Below are 15,629 nucleotides of genomic sequence, written 5' to 3' on the forward strand. Positions count from 1 at the left end.
ACCGGTATCCGGCGTAGCTGTAACCGGAAAGACATTTGTGGCGGCGGTCTGAACGCCGAGTCGTGCCCTCCCGAAGACGCTTCCTCGCCGCCGCCGCGTCGGCGGGTACCGCCACGTTAGCCGGTTGTACCGGTGACCGAGACCACGACGACGCCGCAGACGCCGCGGGCGACGCGACCGACTGGCCGACGCTCGGCCACGACGCCGCGAACACAGGCTACAACCCGAACGGTCGCGGTCCGGAATCGGGCGTCCGCGAACGATGGCAGACCGACCTCTCGTCGGCGACGGCCCCGCCGGTCGTGGCCGACGGCAGGGTGTACGTCGCCTCGGGCGACGACCTCCACTGCTTCGCCGCGGACGACGGCGGGGAGGTCTGGACGCATCCACTCCGCGAAGACGCCGCGATGGTCCTGTGGTCGGCCCCCACGGTACGCGACGGGAAAGCGTACGTCTCGGCCGGACACGACGAGGGACTTCGAGTCCTCGACGCGAAGACGGGCGAGGAACTCCGCGAGTTCGCCACGCGCGGGGAGGTCTCGGGCGCGCCGCGCTTCGACCGGGACGGCCGCTGGGCGTTCGTCGCCACGCGCGAAGGTTGGGTCCACTGCTTCGACCTCGAAGCGGGGTCGGAGAACTGGCGAACGGAGGTGTTCGGCCACGTCGTCGCGCCGGTCGCGGTTCCGAAACACGGCTCTCTCCTCTACGTGGCGACCGAGGCCGGCGAGGTGTACGCCCTCTCGAAGAGCGACGGCGAGGGGTCGTGGCGACAGAAGGTCCCCGGCACGATTCAGGTCGCTCCGGCGGTCGTCGGCCGGGACGTCTACGTCGCGCCCTTCGGCGGCCAGGTCCACGCGCTCTCGGCGGAGGACGCGGGCGCGATAGCGTGGTCGAGCGAGGAGCGTGCGTCCACCGAACACCACCTCACGGTCGCCGACGGTCGGATCTTCGGGACCGACGGCGATGGGGTTCTGGCGATCGACACCGAGTCGGGGACGACCGATTGGAGGGTCTCGATGCCCGACCACGCCAACTGCGCGCCAGCGGTCGCCGGCGACACGGTCTACGTCGGCGACGAGTCGGGCCACGTCCACGCCGTGAAGACGGGCGGCGCAACCGGCGTCGGCGGTCTGCGGTTCGGTGCGCGCCGCTGGAAGACCGACCTCGGGGGCCGCGTTCGAGAGGGCGTGACGGTCGCCGACGGTCGACTCTACGCCTACACCGCCCCGCCGGAGGAACCGACGCGGCTTCACGCGCTCGAAGAACCGTAGAAAAGAGAGGACTTCACGTCAGTAGTTCTGCCGGAAGTCCTCCACGATTTCGACGCCGGAACTCGCACCGATGCGCTCGGCCCCGGCGTCGAGCATGGCTCTGGCCTGCTCGTAGTTCCCGACGCCGCCGCTGGCCTTGACGGGCAGGTACTCGCTCATCAGTTCCACGTCCGGGACTTCCGCACCGCCGTCTGCGAACCCGGTCGAGGTCTTGACGAACGCGGCGTCGGCCTCCTCGGCGGCCGCGCACGCTCGGCGCTTCTCGTCGTCGGAGAGCAGGGCGGTCTCGACGATGACCTTCACCGGGACGGGGACCGCGGCGACGACCTCCTCGACGTCCTCGCGCACGGTCTCGTCTTCTCCGGCCTTCAGACGCCCGATGTTGATAACCACGTCCAACTCGTCCGCGCCGTCCTCGTAGGCGACGACGGCCTCGTCGCGCTTGGTCGCCGTCGCGTTCTGGCCGTGCGGGAACCCGACGACGGTTGCGAGAGTGACTTCGGGAGCGTACTCGGCGGCCTCGGCGACGTAGCACGGCGGGATGCAGGCGTTCATGCCGTACTCGTCGGCTTCGTCGAGGACCCGTTTCACGTCGCTCAGGGTGGTCTCCGCCCCGAGAACGGTGTGATCTATCTTCGCGGCGAGGTCTCGGTCGTTCATACTCGGACGTGACACGTCGCGGCAGTAAAAAGGCGGTTATCCGCGGCACCGATTCGGCTCGGCGGTGACGATTTGGTTAGAGGACACCTATTTAATTGTTATCACAATAATTTCGATTTCCTCCCGTGTATTTTCATTTATTTCGGACGCTCACTGTCGGTCTCGGGCGGCGTCGGGGCCGTCTTCGGAGACGCGACGGCAGACCGAACAGTCCCCGCTGGTTCACCCGATTGGCCACTCCACTGCTGGTTCGCTCGACCGACCATTCGATGCGGGCGGCTGAAAGGGGCCGGTCGCGCGACTGGCCGGGGCTTTCGGAACTAACCCGACCGATTCTCGTCGCACGACACCTCACCGACGACCGCGAACGTGGGAGACCGAGAGTAGATAGTTACTCCCCGAGCCGCCGAAGACCGCACCGCCCCACAGCACCGCAACCGCCTCACACCCGCCTGCGTTGCTCGGCCACGGGTCTGCGCTCTTACACCCGTCACGCGCGCACGGGCGCAACCTCGTGGTTCGAAGTTGCGCCAGCGCGCTCCGGGTCGTCTTCCGAGAAGTCGTCCGATCGAGAACCGAAGTCTACGCTACGAGGAAAGGACGATTCGCGCGAGCACCAGTACCGTCAGCGTCGGGGCGACTGAGAGCGTGCCGAACCCGCCCAAAATCGCCAGTAGCTCCCACGCGTAGAGCAGTCCGGGACCGCCGACGAGGACCGCCGAGAGCAGGACGCCGACCGCGGCACGGACCCACGGGAGCGTGGCCGGGCCGCCGAGTCCGACCGCGAGAGCGTCCGCCACGTCTACGAGGACGACTACCAGCAGGACCCACGAGACCTTGACCCGGGTCGGCCGGGAGACCTTCTCCGGCGGGTCCGGAACCGGGAAGACGAGTCGGATTCGCTCGGGGAGTTGCATCTCGGGGAGCGAAATCGGCGGGAGTGAGAAGCGGAACCCGGGGTCGTCGTCGCGCTCACGCGGACTCTCGCGGGGTCGGCTCCGACCGGCGTCCTCGTCAGCCATAACCTGTCTTACGTCACCGAGGCCCAAAGACTATTCGTCGCGGTCCGAGAGCAGTCGCTCGACCGCGACCACCGCCGAGTCGATTACCTCCTCGGGCGACCGGGTGGCGTCGATGCGGACGAATCGTTCGGGTTCGGCGTCCAGCAGCCGCTCGTAGTTCTGCTGGACTCGGCTCAGGAACGCGGCCTGCTCGAACTTGTTCGTCGCCCCGCTCCGGGCCGCGCCCGTCTCGGGGTCCACCTCGAAGTAGAGCGTGGCGTCCGGCGGCCGAGTCCACGGCTGGTGGACGCCGCGGATGTATTCGAGCGGTCGCTTGACTCGGTCCTCGATGCTGACCGCCTGATAGGCGTACCGCGAGTCGGAGTATCGGTCCGAGACGACGACCTTCCCGTCTTCGAGCGCGGGCCGAACCGTCTCCGAGAGGTGAGCGGCGTGGTCGGCGGTGTAGAGGAATAGCTCCGCGAGCGAGTCGGCATCGTCGTCCGACACCGAGCGATTCACCGCCTCGCCGTACCACGTCTCGGTCGGTTCGCGGGTGAAGACGAACTCGGGGAACTCCTCGCGCAGGACCTCCCAGACCGTCGTCTTGCCGCTCCCGTCGAGTCCCTCCAAGGTGATGAGCATACTGAAAGGTGGCTTCGGCTCGATATAAAGACCTGCGGGTCACCGTCGAAGCGGGTTCTCAGCAGTTAGTTTTACTTCCCGTCGGTACGTATTCCTGATATGAACGTTCTCGTCGTCGGAGGAACGGGTTTCGTCGGCACGCATCTCGTGGCCGAACTGGCCGACCGGGGCCACGACGTGACGGCGTTGGCGCGTGACCCCGACGAGGCCGACTTCTCCGCGAGCGTCGAGCGAGTGCGAGGCGACGTGACCGCCTACGACTCCATCGAAGGCGCGTTCGAGGGCCAGGACGCGGCGATAAATCTCGTCGCACTCTCACCCCTGTTCAAGCCCTCCGGCGGGAAGTCCCACATGGAGGTCCACCTCGGCGGAACGCAGAACGTGGTCGAGGCCGCCGAGGACCACGACGTGCGCAAAATCGTCCAGATGAGCGCGCTCGACGCGAACCCGACCGGTCCGACCGAGTATCTCCGCGCGAAGGGGCAGGCCGAGCAGGTCGTCGAGGACGCCGACGTGGCCCACACCATCTTCCGGCCCTCGGTCATCTTCGGTGACGGCGGCGAGTTCGTCTCGTTCACGAAGACGCTCACGACGCCCTACGTCACGGCCCTGCCCGGCGGCGGACGCTCGCGTTTCCAGCCGATCTGGGTCGAGGACGTCGTTCCGATACTCGCCGACGGGGTCGAAGCCGACCACGACGGCGAGACGTACGAAATCGGCGGTCCCGAGGTGTTGACGCTGGCCGACGTGACCCGCCTCGCCTACCGCGCCGACGGAAAGTCGGTGACGGTACTCCCCCTGCCGATGGCGCTCGCGCGAATCGGACTGACCGCGGCCGACCCGATTCCGTTCGTCCCGTTCGGGGCCGACCAGTATCGGTCGCTCCAACTGGACAACGTCGTAACCCACAACGACGTCGGTGCATTCGGCGTCGAGGAGTCCGACTTGACCACGCTCGCCGAGTATCTCGGCCTGTCGGACCGGCGGTAGCCGACCGACAAATCGGAGTCCGACGAGCGTCTGACGCGAGCGCAACTCCCGGTCGTTCTCGACATCTCTGGTTGCGTATAAACTTAAAGGGACATGTTCGAGAACTGGTGGTGGATTCCACTTGAGAGAAACGTCGGCGTACTGTCTTGCGATTTCTCGTAATGGGTCGTTTCTGTTTGTCGTGGAACGGACCAAAAAGATTATCACCCCTTCGCGGTTGTGTTTCTCCCAACGGAGTACGGTCCGGAAAATGAAGCTTGCAATGATTGGTTTCGGGCAGGCCGGTGGGAAAATCGTGGACAAGTTCCTGGAGTACGACCAGCGAACTGGAAGCGAGATCGTTCGGTCGGCGGTCGCGGTTAACTCCGCGAAAGCCGACCTGATGGGTCTCGACAAGGTTCCCCAGGACAACCGCGTCCTCATTGGTCAGTCCCGAGTGAAAGGACACGGAGTCGGAGCGGACAACGAACTCGGCGCGGAAATCGCCGAGGAGGACATCGACGAGATTCAGGGAGCTATCGACAACATCCCCGTTCACGAAGTCGACGCGTTCCTCATCGTCGCGGGGATGGGCGGTGGCACCGGTTCGGGTGGTGCCCCGGTCCTCGCCAAACACCTCAAACGAATCTACACCGAACCGGTGTACGGCCTCGGTATCCTGCCCGGTGGCGACGAAGGTGGGATTTACACGCTGAACGCCGCGCGGTCGTTCCAGACGTTCGTCCGCGAAGTGGACAACCTGATGGTGTTCGACAACGACGCGTGGCGACAGTCGGGCGAGTCCATCGAGAGCGGGTACGCCGAAATCAACGAGGAGATCGTCCGGCGATTCGGTATCCTGTTCGGCGCGGGCGAAGTCGGCGGCGACGACGAAGTCGCCGAGAGCGTCGTGGACTCCAGCGAAATCATCAACACGCTCGCTGGAGGCGGGATTTCGACCATCGGCTACGCCGCGGAGGAAGTCGAGAACCCCGGTTCCTCCAGCGGTCTGCTCTCGCGGTTCACCGGCAGCGACGAGGAGCAGACCGACACCGCCAACACCACGAACCGCATCACCAGCCTCGTCCGAAAGGCCGCCCTGGGGCGACTCACCCTGCCCTGCGAAATCGAGGGGACCGAGCGCGCGCTGCTCGTTCTGAGCGGTCCGCCGCGACATCTCAACCGGAAAGGCATCGAGCGCGGCCGGAAGTGGCTCGAAGAGCAGACCGGTTCGATGGAGGTCCGCGGTGGCGACTACCCGGTTGGCGACTCCCAATACGTCGCCAGCGTCGTGCTCCTGTCGGGCGTCAACAACGTCCCGCGCATCAAGGAGCTCCAGGAGATCGCCATCGAGGCACAGGACAACATCGACGAGATTCAGGAGGAGAGCGAAGAGAACTTGGAAGAACTCGTGGAGGACGACGACGATGAACTCGAACCACTGTTCTAAACTCCTCGCGCTGTTGCTCGCAACCACGCTGGTCGTCTCGGCGGTCGGTCCCGCCGCGGCGATGTCGGCGTCGGCCAGCGGCGCGCCCGACGAGAAGAAGGTCGGCGAAGAGGTGGAATCTACGTTCACGATCACCAAGCCGTTCAGCGAGTACGACACCTGGACGCTGAACGGGGGGACTCAACTGACGGACGTGACGTGGACCGTCCAACTGTACGACCAGGGCGGGTCCAAAATCGACCAGAAGTCCTACGACGGTCAGTCGTTCAACCACTCGCTCGAGAAGAGCGACGCCTTCGAGGTGAAAATCGTCGTCAAGGGTACGGTACCCGAAGTCGAGAACTTCACCTACGACCCGGCCCAGGAACTGGTGCTCGCCGAACTGAACCAGGTCCGGGACGGCGGTAGTAGCGACTCCATCGACACGTGGACGTTCCGACCGTACACCGAAGACAGCGCCGAGGCCCGCGACGCCATCGACGCGGCCCGCGAGTCCATCGACTCGGCCGACAGTTCGGGTGCGGACGTCTCCGAGGCCGAAGGCACGCTCGAAAACGCCGTCTCGGCCTTCGACGCTGAGAACTTCGGCAACGCAGTGGACCTCGCCAACGAGGCCCAGACGAAGGCCGAAGACTCCGAGCAGTCGAGCCAGCAGACCCAGATGCTGCTGTACGGCGGTGCCGGACTGCTCGCGCTGGTCGTCGTCGTCGGCGGTGCGCTCTGGTACCGCTCCAACCAGCAGGACGACTACGACAAACTGCGCTGACGCCGCCTCGGCTTCCGGACCGATTTCGGGAGAATACTTTTCCGCGCGTTTCGTTGCGGACGCGGACGTCACAACTGTAGATACTCTTCTCGGAAAGAATCCCCGTCCTCTCAGCAACGTCTTTCGTTCCCGGCGATTTTCCGTAGCCTCTTAAGGGAGGGCGAGCGAGTTGCTACTCGAATGCGGGTCGTCGTTCCGTACGCCGCGACCGAACCGAAGACCCGGCTAGCCGACGTGCTGTCGGCCGACGAGCGAGCGGCGTTCGCCGAGGCGATGCTGGCCGACGTGCTGGCCACGGTGCGAGCGACCGGCCGGGAACCGGAGGTGCTGGCCACCGCGCCGGTCGAAGTGGACGCTCCGGTGACGGTGGACGACCGACCGCTGACCGAGGCGGTCAACGCCGTGCTGGCCGAGACCGACGAAACGGTCGCGGTCGTGATGGCCGACCTCGCGCTGGCGACGCCCGACGCACTCGGGCGGTTGTTCGGCCGCGAGGACGTCACCGCGGAGTCGGCAATCGGCGGCGAGGTCGCCATCGCGCCGGGTCGCGGCGGCGGGACGAACGCACTGGTCGCTGGTCACCCCGAGTTCCGGGCGGACTACCACGGTACGTCGTTTCTGGACCATCTGGCGAACGCGCGAGAGGTGGGTGCGGCGGTTCGCGTGGTGGACTCGCACCGACTGGCGACCGACGTAGACGAGCGCGCGGACCTAGCAGAGGTGTTGATTCACGGTGACGGGGCGGCTTACGACTGGTTGAGAGAGGCGGGTTTCGGACTGGCGGGCGACGAGAGTCGGGTAGGTGTGGTTCGAGAGAAGTGACCATTCGGCGGACGACCGGCGTTTCCGAGTAGCAATCGTTTTGAGCGCCGCGTGAAAAGAAGGGGACGATGATTCCGGGGGCCGACGACTACGACGTCGACGTCACCTTCGACGAGACCGAAGTCCAACAACTCCTCTCAGTAGAACCCGCAGACGTAGACGCCGCCGACGAACTCACCTTCGCCAAGAACGTCTTCGTGCCCCTGACCACGGCGTGCCGGTACACCTGCACCTACTGCACCTACTTCGACGCGCCCGGCGAGGCCTCGCTGCTCTCGCCCGAGGAGGTCCGGGACGTCGTGAGGACCGGCGCGGACGCCGGATGCACCGAGGCGCTGTTCACCTTCGGCGACGACCCCGACGACCGCTACACGCGGATTCACGATCAACTCGCGGAGTGGGGCCATGACTCGATTCACACCTACCTCCGGGAGGTCTGCGAAATCGCCCTGGACGAGGGTCTGTTACCCCACAGCAACCCCGGCGACCAGACCCGCGACCAGATGGAACTGGTCGCGGACGTGAACTCTTCGATGGGCGTGATGCTCGAAACGACCGCCGACGTGGACGCCCACGCCGGACCCCGAGTCAAGAACCCCGGCCAGCGTCTGAACACCATCCGAAACGCGGGCGAGCTCGGGGTCCCGTTCACCACCGGCATCCTCGTCGGTATCGGCGAGGACTGGCGCGACCGGGCCGAGAGCCTGCTCGCCATCCGCGAGATGCACGAGCGATACGGCCACGTTCAGGAGGTCATCGTCCAGAACGTCGTCCCGAACGAGCGGTCGAACTACGACCGACCCTCGGTCGAGACGATGCGCCGGGTCGTGGCGATGGCCCGGTACTGTCTGCCGGAGGAGGTGTCGGTGCAGGTCCCGCCCAACCTCTCGCCGACCCGCGACCTGCTCGACTGCGGCGTGGACGACCTCGGCGGCGTCTCGCCGGTGACGGACGACCACATCAATCCGGAGTACAAGTGGCCCGCCTTGCAGGAATTAGAGGACATCGCCGACGAGGCCGGGGTCCCCCTGCGCGAGCGTCTACCGGTGTATCGGCGGTATCTCCCGGACGACCTCGGCGGCGATAGCGAGAGGAACGAGTGGGTTTCGGAGACAATTCGGGACGCCATCGCGGCCGACGACGAGGCGGGCGAGCGGTATCGGCGAGTTCTCGACGCCCGGTAATCACCGCAGGAACCGCGTCTCGATCTCCGGCAGTCGCTTCCTGACCGCGACGTACACCACCGACACCGCGAGGGCGACGACCGTTAGAGTCCGGACTGCGCCGTCGAAGACGAACAGGCCCGGCAACGAGAACACCCCGGCCAGCACGAGGTCTTCGGGCGCGCCGTCGTACCGAATCCAACGTCGCGGCCGAATCCACCTGCTCGCGGGGTGGACGTACACGCCGCGGTCGTCGGTCGCTTCCCACGGTCGGAGTTCCAGACCGCCACCGGCCGCGTCGGTGACGCAGTGAAGTGCGGCCGACAGTAGAAAGAACGCAGTGGCGACCGTCGCGGGGCCGGTAGCGACGACGGCCAGTGCGCTCGCCGCGAACGCGGCGACCGAGTAGTAGACCGGGAAGTGCAGCGTCCGGCGGTGCTGGCCCGACAGCAAGTCGAGATCGGGGAACGCGCCGCCGGCGAATCCGGCCAGCGCCGCCGCGGGCGCGAGTTCGGGCGCGACGAACGCGAGCGGGGCTGCCGAGGCGACTCCCATCGCGGCGTGAGTGGTGTTCATCATGCGTCGTGGCGCTCGTGCGTCGGCCCCTCAGTCGTCGGCGGGCGAGGGGTCCTCGGCCGGTGCGGGAGTCGCGTCGGAGTCCACCATCGGCGTCCCGTCCGCCGCAGGACCGAGTCGAGGACCGAACGGCGGGTCGTCGGGGTCGATAACGCGGGTCTGTCGGTAGTCGGTCGAGCGCTCGACCGGCGTCCGGCCGACCGCGGTTATCATCTCGACGTACTCCTCGAACGAGCGGAACTCGCCGAACTCGCCGCCCGCGCGCTTTGTGATTTCCTCCGAGAGGATAGTGCCCATGAAGTCGTTCGCACCGCACGAGAGCATCTTGAGGCCCTGCTCGTCGCCGTACTTGACCCAACTCGACTGTACGTTCTCGACGTTGTCGAGGAACAGGCGGGAGACGGCTATCATCAGTTCGTCCTCGTGTGTCGTCGCGCCCGAGTCTATCGTTCCGCGCTCGGCGAGTGGGGTGTTCGGGTGGACGAACGAGAGCGGGACGAACTCGGTGATGTTACCGGTTCGGTCCTGTAAGTCCCGGATTCGCTTCAGGTGGTGGACGCGGTGGGCCTCATTCTCGACGTGACCGTACATGATGGTCGCCGTCGTGTCGAGACCGACGCTGGCCGCGGCCTCCATGGCTTCGACCCACTCGTCGGAGCCGATTTTGCCGGGGCAGATGACCGACCGAACCTCGTCCACCAGAATCTCGGCCGCGGTGCCGGGCACGCTGTCGAGTCCGGCGTCCGCGAGTCGGCGGTACACCTCCTCGTAGGACCAGTCGGTGCCTCGGCGGGCGTGATACGCCTCCTCGGGGGTCATCGAGTGGAGGTGGAGACCGTCCACGTCCATGGCCTCCATCTGCTCGACGTAGGTTCCGGGGTCGGTCTCGTAAGCCCCCGGGGACTTGTAGTTCAGGTCGCCGCGGTCGCTCGATTCGAGGATCTCTTCGTGTTCGCCGTCCAGCACGAGACCGGGGTGGAGTCCGCTGACCGACGTGACCTCGTAGATGCCCATCTCGCGGGCCGATTCGACGATTTCCCGGGACTCGGCGGGCGTCTTGGTGAACCCGCCGTGGTCCTCGTCGCTGTCTTCCTCGAAGTTCTGGGCGGTGTCCTTGAAGTTGCAGAACAGACAGCCGGTGTTGCACGCGGTCGTGACGTTGTTGTTGAGGTTGGCGACGAAGGTGACGTCGTCACCGACCACCTCGGCCCGGCGGCGGTCGGCGGCCTCCAGCACCCGCTCCTTCCGGGCGAGGTCGATGCCCTCGCTACGGGTACCGGTGGTCAGGAGTTCGATGCCGTCCGCGACCGTGAGTCGGTCGCCGTCGCTGGCTTTCGCCAGTGCGTTCTCGAACGACTGGTCGGTCTCGGGCACGCACTCGAAGTCGAACTGCTCGCGCGGGACGTTCGTCCGGGCCGCGTCTTCCATCACCCGCCACGACGGGGCGAAGGGGTAAAAACCGACGGGTTACGGCAGAGTGAGGTCGGTGAGTCGAGCGGTTTCGTCGCGTGCGAGTTCGGTGTCGCTTCCGTCGATGGAATCGCTCTCCGCCCGATTCGATGCGCGAAAGTGCATACTTCAGGGAGTAAACGGTTCGGAAGTGCGCACAGGAATGGAAACGCCTTAGTCCGGCGGCGGCGACTCCTCGCACATGACTGACAGCGACGAGGTGCGCGCGAGTCGCGCGGCGAATCCCAGGTGGTTACGGTGACGAGCGTCAAGGAGTTCCGCATCGAGCGGGAACCGTCCGCGAACACCCTCGGGCGCGGGGCGTTCGTCTTCACCGACGCCTACTCGGTGTTCGACTGGGGCAAGATGCCCGACGAGATTCCCGACAAGGGCGCGAGTCTCTGCTCGATGGGCGCGTTCAACTTCGAGTTGCTGGAGGACGAGGGCGTGCCGACTCACTACCGAGGCGTCGTTAGCGAGGAGACCGGCGAGGTCGTCTCGCTCGCCAACGCCGACGAACCGCCGACCGAGATGGCGATCGAGTTGACGCAGGTGCCCGACCTGCCCCACGAGGGCCGGGACTACGACTACGACGCGTACCACGCTGCTGCGGCCGACAACTACCTGATTCCGCTCGAAGTCGTCTTCCGGAACAGCGTCCCCGTGGGGTCGAGTCTCCGGCGACGCACCGACCCCGCGGACCACGGTCTGGACTTCGACGAGTGGCCCGATGGCGTCGTCCAACTGGAGGAACCCATCGTGGAGTTCTCCACCAAGTACGAGGAGGGCGACCGCTACCTCTCGCGGGCGGAGGCCGACCGCATCGCGGGACTGGCCGACGTAACGGAACTGGAGCAGGTCGCCCGCGAGGTGAACCGAATCGTGACCGACCGCGCGGCCGAGGCGGAACTGGTCCACGAAGACGGCAAAATCGAGTGTCTCTACTTCGACGGCGAGGTTCGAGTCGCCGACGTGGTTGGGACCTTCGACGAGAACCGCTTCACGTTCCACGGCCAGCAGGTCAGCAAGGAGTTCCTCCGCCAGTTCCACAAGCGCACCCAACCGGAGTGGACGGCGGCGGTCGAGGAGGCCAAAGCCGAGGCCAAGGCCCAGGACGTCGCTTACTGGAAGTCGCTGTGCGAGACGTCGCCGGACCCGCTCGACGACGAGGTGGTCACGGCGGCCCGCGACCTCTACACCGCGGGGACGAACGCCTACGTCGGCCGGGACCTGTTCGACACGCCCTCGCTAGAGGACGCCGTGGCCGCGGTTCGGAACCTCTGAAACGCGCCCTCGAACCGCGAGACGAGCGGTTTGCTCGGTGGTGCGGTCCCCAACACACACCACGTTTCCATTGAAATCTCAGAAATCTAGACGTTGGTCGTTCTGTCCGGCGCTCTTCTGTCACTTTCCACTCGGGCGCACTTCTGTCACTTTTCGTCCCGGAGCGCACTTGCGTCATCGCGCCGTCGGCGCGATTGCTCGGCGGACGCGGGTCGTCCTCCGGCGCGGCGCACGAGCGCCGCGCCAACCGCGTGCGGTCTGCGACACACTCGGGCCGCCCGACCACCAAAAACGTGCCGAGAAGAGCAAAAATGATTCTTTAGCAAATGAAAATGCGCTTCTAAGAAATTAGAATACACGTTACGAGTCCAAAGCCCCGTCTCCACTGCGTACGTTACCCCGGCCCACAGACGCAGAACGCTTATCCACCGTCCCCGAGTCACTCGGACCAACGCCCCGACTCAGCATGACCGACCAGAAGCGAGCGGTTCGAGACGGCTACGACCAGTTGGCCAGCGAGTACGACGCCCGGCGGAGCGACGACCCCGACTTTCTAGACGAGTTCCGCGCCCGCCTGCCGGCAGGCGGGCGCGTCCTCGACGCGGGATGCGGCGCGGGCCGACCCGTCGCCGAGACCGTCGCCCGCGAGTACGACCTCGTGGGACTGGACCTCTCGCGCGAGCAGGTCGGCATGGCCCGCGAGCGCGTCCCCGACGGGCGGTTCGTGCAGGGCGACATGACCGGCCTCCCGTACGCGGACGAATCGTTCGACGGTATCGTGGCCTACCACTCGGTCATCCACGTCCCGACCGAGGACCATCCCACTACCGTCCGCGAGTTCTCCCGGGTTCTCCGGCCGGGCGGCCACCTCCTGATGACCATCGGCGCGAGCGAGTGGGAGGGTCGGAACGACGACTGGCTAGACACCGGCGTCGAGATGCGCTGGAGCGTTCCCGGTCCCGAGGAGAGCGAGTCGATGCTCGAAGACGCCGAATTCGAGGTGGTCTGGCGACGGGTCGTGGACGACGAACTCGGCGGCGAGACGTGCTTCGTGCTGGCGCGGAAATCGACCGGAGCGAACTCGACGTGACCGACGCGCCTACGCCGCCTTCGCGTCGGTCGACGGCGACTGCGTTTCAATCGTCGTCCGACGTGGGAGCGACGAGGTTCTCGTCCGTGGGTTCGTCGGGCGTCGCCCGGTCGAGTTCCGGACCCATGCCGAGTTGATAGGCCGCCGCAGTCTCGCCTTCGTCGGCGCCCTCCCTGAGTTCGGTCCGGCCGCGGTGGACGGTCAGGTCGTCGGCGAGGTGGAGTCGAACCGCCTCTAACAGAACGTCGGCTTCGAGTGGCTGACCGCGCTCTTTGAGGGTCTCGACCGTCGCCCCGTCCGGAACGTTGAACGCGCGCTGGGCGACGATGGGGCCCTGGTCGAGGTCCGTCGTGACGTAGTGGGCGGTCACGCCGGCGATGCGGACGCCTGCCTCCTTGGCCTGCCGGTAGGCCTTCGCGCCGGGGAACGCGGGCAGGAGGCTCGGGTGGACGTTGATGATGCGGCCCTCGTACCGGAAGACCACGTTTGGCCCCAGAATCCGCATGTACCGGGCCAGCACCACGAGGTCGGCGTCGTACTCCCCGAGCAGGTCGAGCAGTTCGTCCTCGTCGGGGTTGCCGTCGGCGTCGCCCACGTCGTGGAACGGGACGCCGTACTCCTCGGCGACCGACCGGAGGTCGGGATGGTTGCCGATGGCGACCGAAATTTCGGCGTCGAGGTCGCCGTCGGCCTCGGCCTCGCAGAGTTGGCGGAGGCAGTGGCTCTCCTTCGTGACCAGCACCGCGATGCTCCTGGTTTCGCGGTCGTCGGGGAATCGGACCCGGACGTCGACTCCGAGGTCCTCGCCGAGTTTCTGGAGGTCCGCGCGGAGGGCGTCCCGCGAGGCGTCCATTCCGCCGGTATCGACGTGCATCGTCATCCGGAAGAGGTCGTCCCGGACCGCCTGGTCCAAGTCCTCGATGTTGATTCCGCGCTCGAACAGCAGGCTCGTGACGCGGGCGACGAGTCCGGTGTCGTCGTCGCCGATGACGGTGATTTCGGTCAGTTCGCGCTGGCTCATCGTCTCACCTGCTCGGAGGACATACTTGGCGGTCCTCAGGGCGGTCGGAGGTAAAAGCCACCGCTTCGGGGCAACATTCCCTGACCTATGCACGTTCGTGAAACGAACACGGATTCCGAAAGGGCTTTTGAGCATGGACGACCACCTCCAACCGATGACTGCCTACACCGCCACGGTCACGGTTCGCCTGAAGGAGGGCGTCTTGGACCCCGAGGCAGAGACGACCAAGCAGGCCTTGGAGCGACTCGGCTTCGAGTTGGAGAGCCTTCGGTCGGCCGACCAGTTCGACCTCGACCTCGACGCCGAATCCGCCGATTCGGCCGCCGAGCGCGCCGAGGAGATGGCCGAGCGCCTGCTGGCGAACCCGACCATCCACGACTACGAGGTCGAAGTCGAGCAGCGATGACGGTAGCAATCGTCCAGTTCGGCGGCAGCAACTGCGACCGGGACGCCGAGCGCGCCCTCTCGCACCTCGACATCGACGCCGAACTCGTCTGGCACGAGGACGGCCTGCCGGAGGACGCCACCGGCATCGTGCTCCCCGGCGGGTTCTCCTACGGCGACTACCTCCGGGCCGGAGCCATCGCCGCCAACAGCCCCGTCATGGCCGAGATTCGGGAGGCCGCCGAATCGGGTACGCCCGTCCTCGGCGTCTGCAACGGCGCGCAGATCGGTTCGGAGTCCCGACTCACGCCCGGCGCGTTCACGACCAACGCCTCCGCACGGTTCCAGTGCGAACACGTCCACGTCCGGGTCGAGAACGCCGACACGCCGTGGACCGCCAACTACGACGAGGGCGAAGTCGTCGAACTCCCCATCGCGCACGGCGAAGGCCGATTCGAAGTCACCGACGACCACCTTGCGGAACTGAAAGCCGACGACCGAGTTCTCTTCCGGTACTGCGACGAGGACGGCGAGGTGACGCCGGAAGCGAACCCCAACGGCTCGAAGGAGAACGTCGCGGGCGTCCTCGGCGAATCGGAGAACGTGGCGGTGCTGATGCCTCACCCGGAGCGAATTTCGCTGCCGGACGTCGGCGGGACCGACGGGCAGGGCATCCTGCGCGGGTTCGAGTCGTAGGCACTCTCGGCTCGAGGCGCAGGAAGGCACCTCCAGTCCGGGTCAGAGTCTCGACTTCTGATTCCGACCGTAGGCGACGAACAGCAACCAGACGAGCGCGACGACGACCAGCCAACCGACTACCGCCACCAGCGACCACGCCGAAAGCGGACCTGCGGGAACCGTCATCGTTCTATCGATACAGGGGTGTCGCTCGCTATCCACTGGTCGTCGGTCTCGTCACTGTTGCGAATCTCGATCCACCCGTTCGAGCAGAAGATAGTTTCGTAGTCGCCCCATCCCTCGGACATTGTGTCCGACACACCGGGTCGGCGACGCCCGGCGAACTCCCCGGTCGCCGTCCGTCGCCTTCGATGTGTCCCCCCGGACGAACCCAAAGGCG

At 66.3% G+C, this 15,629-nt stretch carries 18 protein-coding genes; 10 read left to right on the top strand and 8 right to left on the bottom strand.

Going from position 1 to position 15,629, the window contains the following annotated elements; genetic code table 11:
* The first annotated feature begins 62 nt into the window (after nt 1-62).
* Nucleotides 63-1,271: an outer membrane protein assembly factor BamB family protein gene (locus E2484_RS08265; RefSeq protein WP_170977272.1), complete on the top strand. Its 1,209-nt coding sequence runs from the start codon at nt 63-65 to the stop codon at nt 1,269-1,271.
* Between the two features lie 18 nt (nt 1,272-1,289).
* On the opposite strand, the gene deoC is transcribed toward E2484_RS08265, so the two are convergent.
* From deoC to tmk, 3 genes are all read right to left on the bottom strand, one after another.
* Nucleotides 1,290-1,931 carry a deoxyribose-phosphate aldolase gene (gene deoC, locus E2484_RS08270; protein WP_137284727.1) on the bottom strand — a complete coding sequence of 214 codons (642 nt, stop codon included), beginning with the start codon at nt 1,929-1,931 and terminating at the stop codon, nt 1,290-1,292.
* Between the two features lie 587 nt (nt 1,932-2,518).
* Nucleotides 2,519-2,953, bottom strand: a complete 435-nt coding sequence (locus tag E2484_RS08275; protein ID WP_137284728.1) for a hypothetical protein — start codon at nt 2,951-2,953, stop codon at nt 2,519-2,521.
* A 30-nt stretch (nt 2,954-2,983) separates the two neighbouring features.
* Entirely contained in the window at nt 2,984-3,577 is a 594-nt protein-coding gene (gene tmk, locus E2484_RS08280; protein ID WP_137284729.1) for a dTMP kinase, read from the bottom strand.
* A gap of 99 nt (nt 3,578-3,676) precedes the next feature.
* Between tmk and E2484_RS08285 the strand changes: the two genes are divergently transcribed.
* From E2484_RS08285 to cofG, 5 genes are all read left to right on the top strand, one after another.
* Nucleotides 3,677-4,567 carry a complex I NDUFA9 subunit family protein gene (locus E2484_RS08285; protein ID WP_137284730.1) on the top strand — a complete coding sequence of 297 codons (891 nt, stop codon included), beginning with the start codon at nt 3,677-3,679 and terminating at the stop codon, nt 4,565-4,567.
* A 250-nt stretch (nt 4,568-4,817) separates the two neighbouring features.
* Nucleotides 4,818-5,996 (top strand): tubulin/FtsZ family protein, encoded by a 1,179-nt coding sequence (locus E2484_RS08290; protein WP_137284731.1) that lies wholly within the window; start codon nt 4,818-4,820, stop codon nt 5,994-5,996.
* Nucleotides 5,974-6,762: a hypothetical protein gene (locus tag E2484_RS08295; RefSeq protein ID WP_137284732.1), complete on the top strand. Its 789-nt coding sequence runs from the start codon at nt 5,974-5,976 to the stop codon at nt 6,760-6,762. Before E2484_RS08290 ends, E2484_RS08295 begins: the two co-directional genes overlap by 23 nt.
* 180 nt (nt 6,763-6,942) lie before the next feature.
* Nucleotides 6,943-7,584, top strand: a complete 642-nt coding sequence (gene cofC, locus E2484_RS08300) for a 2-phospho-L-lactate guanylyltransferase (protein ID WP_137284733.1) — start codon at nt 6,943-6,945, stop codon at nt 7,582-7,584.
* 68 nt (nt 7,585-7,652) lie between these two features.
* Nucleotides 7,653-8,768 (top strand): 7,8-didemethyl-8-hydroxy-5-deazariboflavin synthase subunit CofG, encoded by a 1,116-nt coding sequence (gene cofG / locus E2484_RS08305; RefSeq protein WP_137284734.1) that lies wholly within the window; start codon nt 7,653-7,655, stop codon nt 8,766-8,768.
* Here the strand turns inward: cofG and E2484_RS08310 are convergent, their stop codons facing one another.
* Together E2484_RS08310 and cofH are read right to left on the bottom strand one after the other, a co-directional pair.
* Complete coding sequence (locus tag E2484_RS08310; RefSeq protein WP_137284735.1) at nt 8,769-9,326, bottom strand: metal-dependent hydrolase; 558 nt, start codon at nt 9,324-9,326, stop codon at nt 8,769-8,771. It abuts the gene before it with no gap.
* Nucleotides 9,327-9,353: 27 nt separating this feature from the next.
* Nucleotides 9,354-10,751 carry a 7,8-didemethyl-8-hydroxy-5-deazariboflavin synthase subunit CofH gene (cofH, locus tag E2484_RS08315; RefSeq protein WP_137284736.1) on the bottom strand — a complete coding sequence of 466 codons (1,398 nt, stop codon included), beginning with the start codon at nt 10,749-10,751 and terminating at the stop codon, nt 9,354-9,356.
* 279 nt (nt 10,752-11,030) lie between these two features.
* Between cofH and E2484_RS08320 the strand changes: the two genes are divergently transcribed.
* Together E2484_RS08320 and E2484_RS08325 are read left to right on the top strand one after the other, a co-directional pair.
* Nucleotides 11,031-12,056, top strand: coding sequence for a phosphoribosylaminoimidazolesuccinocarboxamide synthase (locus E2484_RS08320; protein WP_137284737.1), 1,026 nt, complete (start codon nt 11,031-11,033; stop codon nt 12,054-12,056).
* Between the two features lie 466 nt (nt 12,057-12,522).
* Entirely contained in the window at nt 12,523-13,146 is a 624-nt protein-coding gene (locus E2484_RS08325; RefSeq protein ID WP_137284738.1) for a class I SAM-dependent methyltransferase, read from the top strand.
* 46 nt (nt 13,147-13,192) lie between these two features.
* Here the strand turns inward: E2484_RS08325 and E2484_RS08330 are convergent, their stop codons facing one another.
* Nucleotides 13,193-14,167 carry a formyltetrahydrofolate deformylase gene (locus tag E2484_RS08330; RefSeq protein WP_137284739.1) on the bottom strand — a complete coding sequence of 325 codons (975 nt, stop codon included), beginning with the start codon at nt 14,165-14,167 and terminating at the stop codon, nt 13,193-13,195.
* A 154-nt stretch (nt 14,168-14,321) separates the two neighbouring features.
* Here E2484_RS08330 and purS point away from each other — a divergent pair, with 154 nt between their 5' ends.
* Nucleotides 14,322-14,573 carry a phosphoribosylformylglycinamidine synthase subunit PurS gene (purS, locus tag E2484_RS08335; RefSeq protein WP_137285336.1) on the top strand — a complete coding sequence of 84 codons (252 nt, stop codon included), beginning with the start codon at nt 14,322-14,324 and terminating at the stop codon, nt 14,571-14,573.
* The gene (purQ, locus tag E2484_RS08340) at nt 14,570-15,247 is read left to right on the top strand and encodes a phosphoribosylformylglycinamidine synthase I (protein ID WP_137284740.1); all 678 of its coding nucleotides are present in this window, start codon (nt 14,570-14,572) and stop codon (nt 15,245-15,247) included. The genes purS and purQ overlap by 4 nt, the downstream gene beginning before the upstream one ends.
* Nucleotides 15,248-15,289: 42 nt before the next feature.
* Here purQ and E2484_RS25490 read toward each other — a convergent pair whose 3' ends face one another.
* Together E2484_RS25490 and E2484_RS24845 are read right to left on the bottom strand one after the other, a co-directional pair.
* Nucleotides 15,290-15,415: a hypothetical protein gene (locus E2484_RS25490; RefSeq protein WP_321112153.1), complete on the bottom strand. Its 126-nt coding sequence runs from the start codon at nt 15,413-15,415 to the stop codon at nt 15,290-15,292.
* Complete coding sequence (locus E2484_RS24845) at nt 15,412-15,549, bottom strand: hypothetical protein (protein WP_170977242.1); 138 nt, start codon at nt 15,547-15,549, stop codon at nt 15,412-15,414. The genes E2484_RS25490 and E2484_RS24845 overlap by 4 nt, the downstream gene beginning before the upstream one ends.
* Nucleotides 15,550-15,629 lie beyond the last annotated feature (80 nt).

This window comes from Halorussus salinisoli (assembly GCA_005239435.1).
Lineage (GTDB): Archaea > Halobacteriota > Halobacteria > Halobacteriales > Haladaptataceae > Halorussus > Halorussus salinisoli.

Bases quoted from the DNA above. Each gene is read 5' to 3' on its own strand.
- cofG (WP_137284734.1), top strand. From the start codon at position 7,653: ATGATTCCGGGGGCCGACGACTACGACGTCGACGTCACCTTCGACGAG.
- tmk (WP_137284729.1), bottom strand. From the start codon at position 3,577: ATGCTCATCACCTTGGAGGGACTCGACGGGAGCGGCAAGACGACGGTC.
- purQ (WP_137284740.1), top strand. From the start codon at position 14,570: ATGACGGTAGCAATCGTCCAGTTCGGCGGCAGCAACTGCGACCGGGAC.
- cofC (WP_137284733.1), top strand. From the start codon at position 6,943: ATGCGGGTCGTCGTTCCGTACGCCGCGACCGAACCGAAGACCCGGCTA.
- E2484_RS08290 (WP_137284731.1), top strand. From the start codon at position 4,818: ATGAAGCTTGCAATGATTGGTTTCGGGCAGGCCGGTGGGAAAATCGTG.
- E2484_RS08285 (WP_137284730.1), top strand. From the start codon at position 3,677: ATGAACGTTCTCGTCGTCGGAGGAACGGGTTTCGTCGGCACGCATCTC.
- purS (WP_137285336.1), top strand. From the start codon at position 14,322: ATGACTGCCTACACCGCCACGGTCACGGTTCGCCTGAAGGAGGGCGTC.
- cofH (WP_137284736.1), bottom strand. From the start codon at position 10,751: ATGGAAGACGCGGCCCGGACGAACGTCCCGCGCGAGCAGTTCGACTTC.
- E2484_RS25490 (WP_321112153.1), bottom strand. From the start codon at position 15,415: ATGACGGTTCCCGCAGGTCCGCTTTCGGCGTGGTCGCTGGTGGCGGTA.
- E2484_RS08310 (WP_137284735.1), bottom strand. From the start codon at position 9,326: ATGATGAACACCACTCACGCCGCGATGGGAGTCGCCTCGGCAGCCCCG.
- deoC (WP_137284727.1), bottom strand. From the start codon at position 1,931: ATGAACGACCGAGACCTCGCCGCGAAGATAGATCACACCGTTCTCGGG.
- E2484_RS08330 (WP_137284739.1), bottom strand. From the start codon at position 14,167: ATGAGCCAGCGCGAACTGACCGAAATCACCGTCATCGGCGACGACGAC.
- E2484_RS08325 (WP_137284738.1), top strand. From the start codon at position 12,523: ATGACCGACCAGAAGCGAGCGGTTCGAGACGGCTACGACCAGTTGGCC.
- E2484_RS08295 (WP_137284732.1), top strand. From the start codon at position 5,974: ATGAACTCGAACCACTGTTCTAAACTCCTCGCGCTGTTGCTCGCAACC.
- E2484_RS08275 (WP_137284728.1), bottom strand. From the start codon at position 2,953: ATGGCTGACGAGGACGCCGGTCGGAGCCGACCCCGCGAGAGTCCGCGT.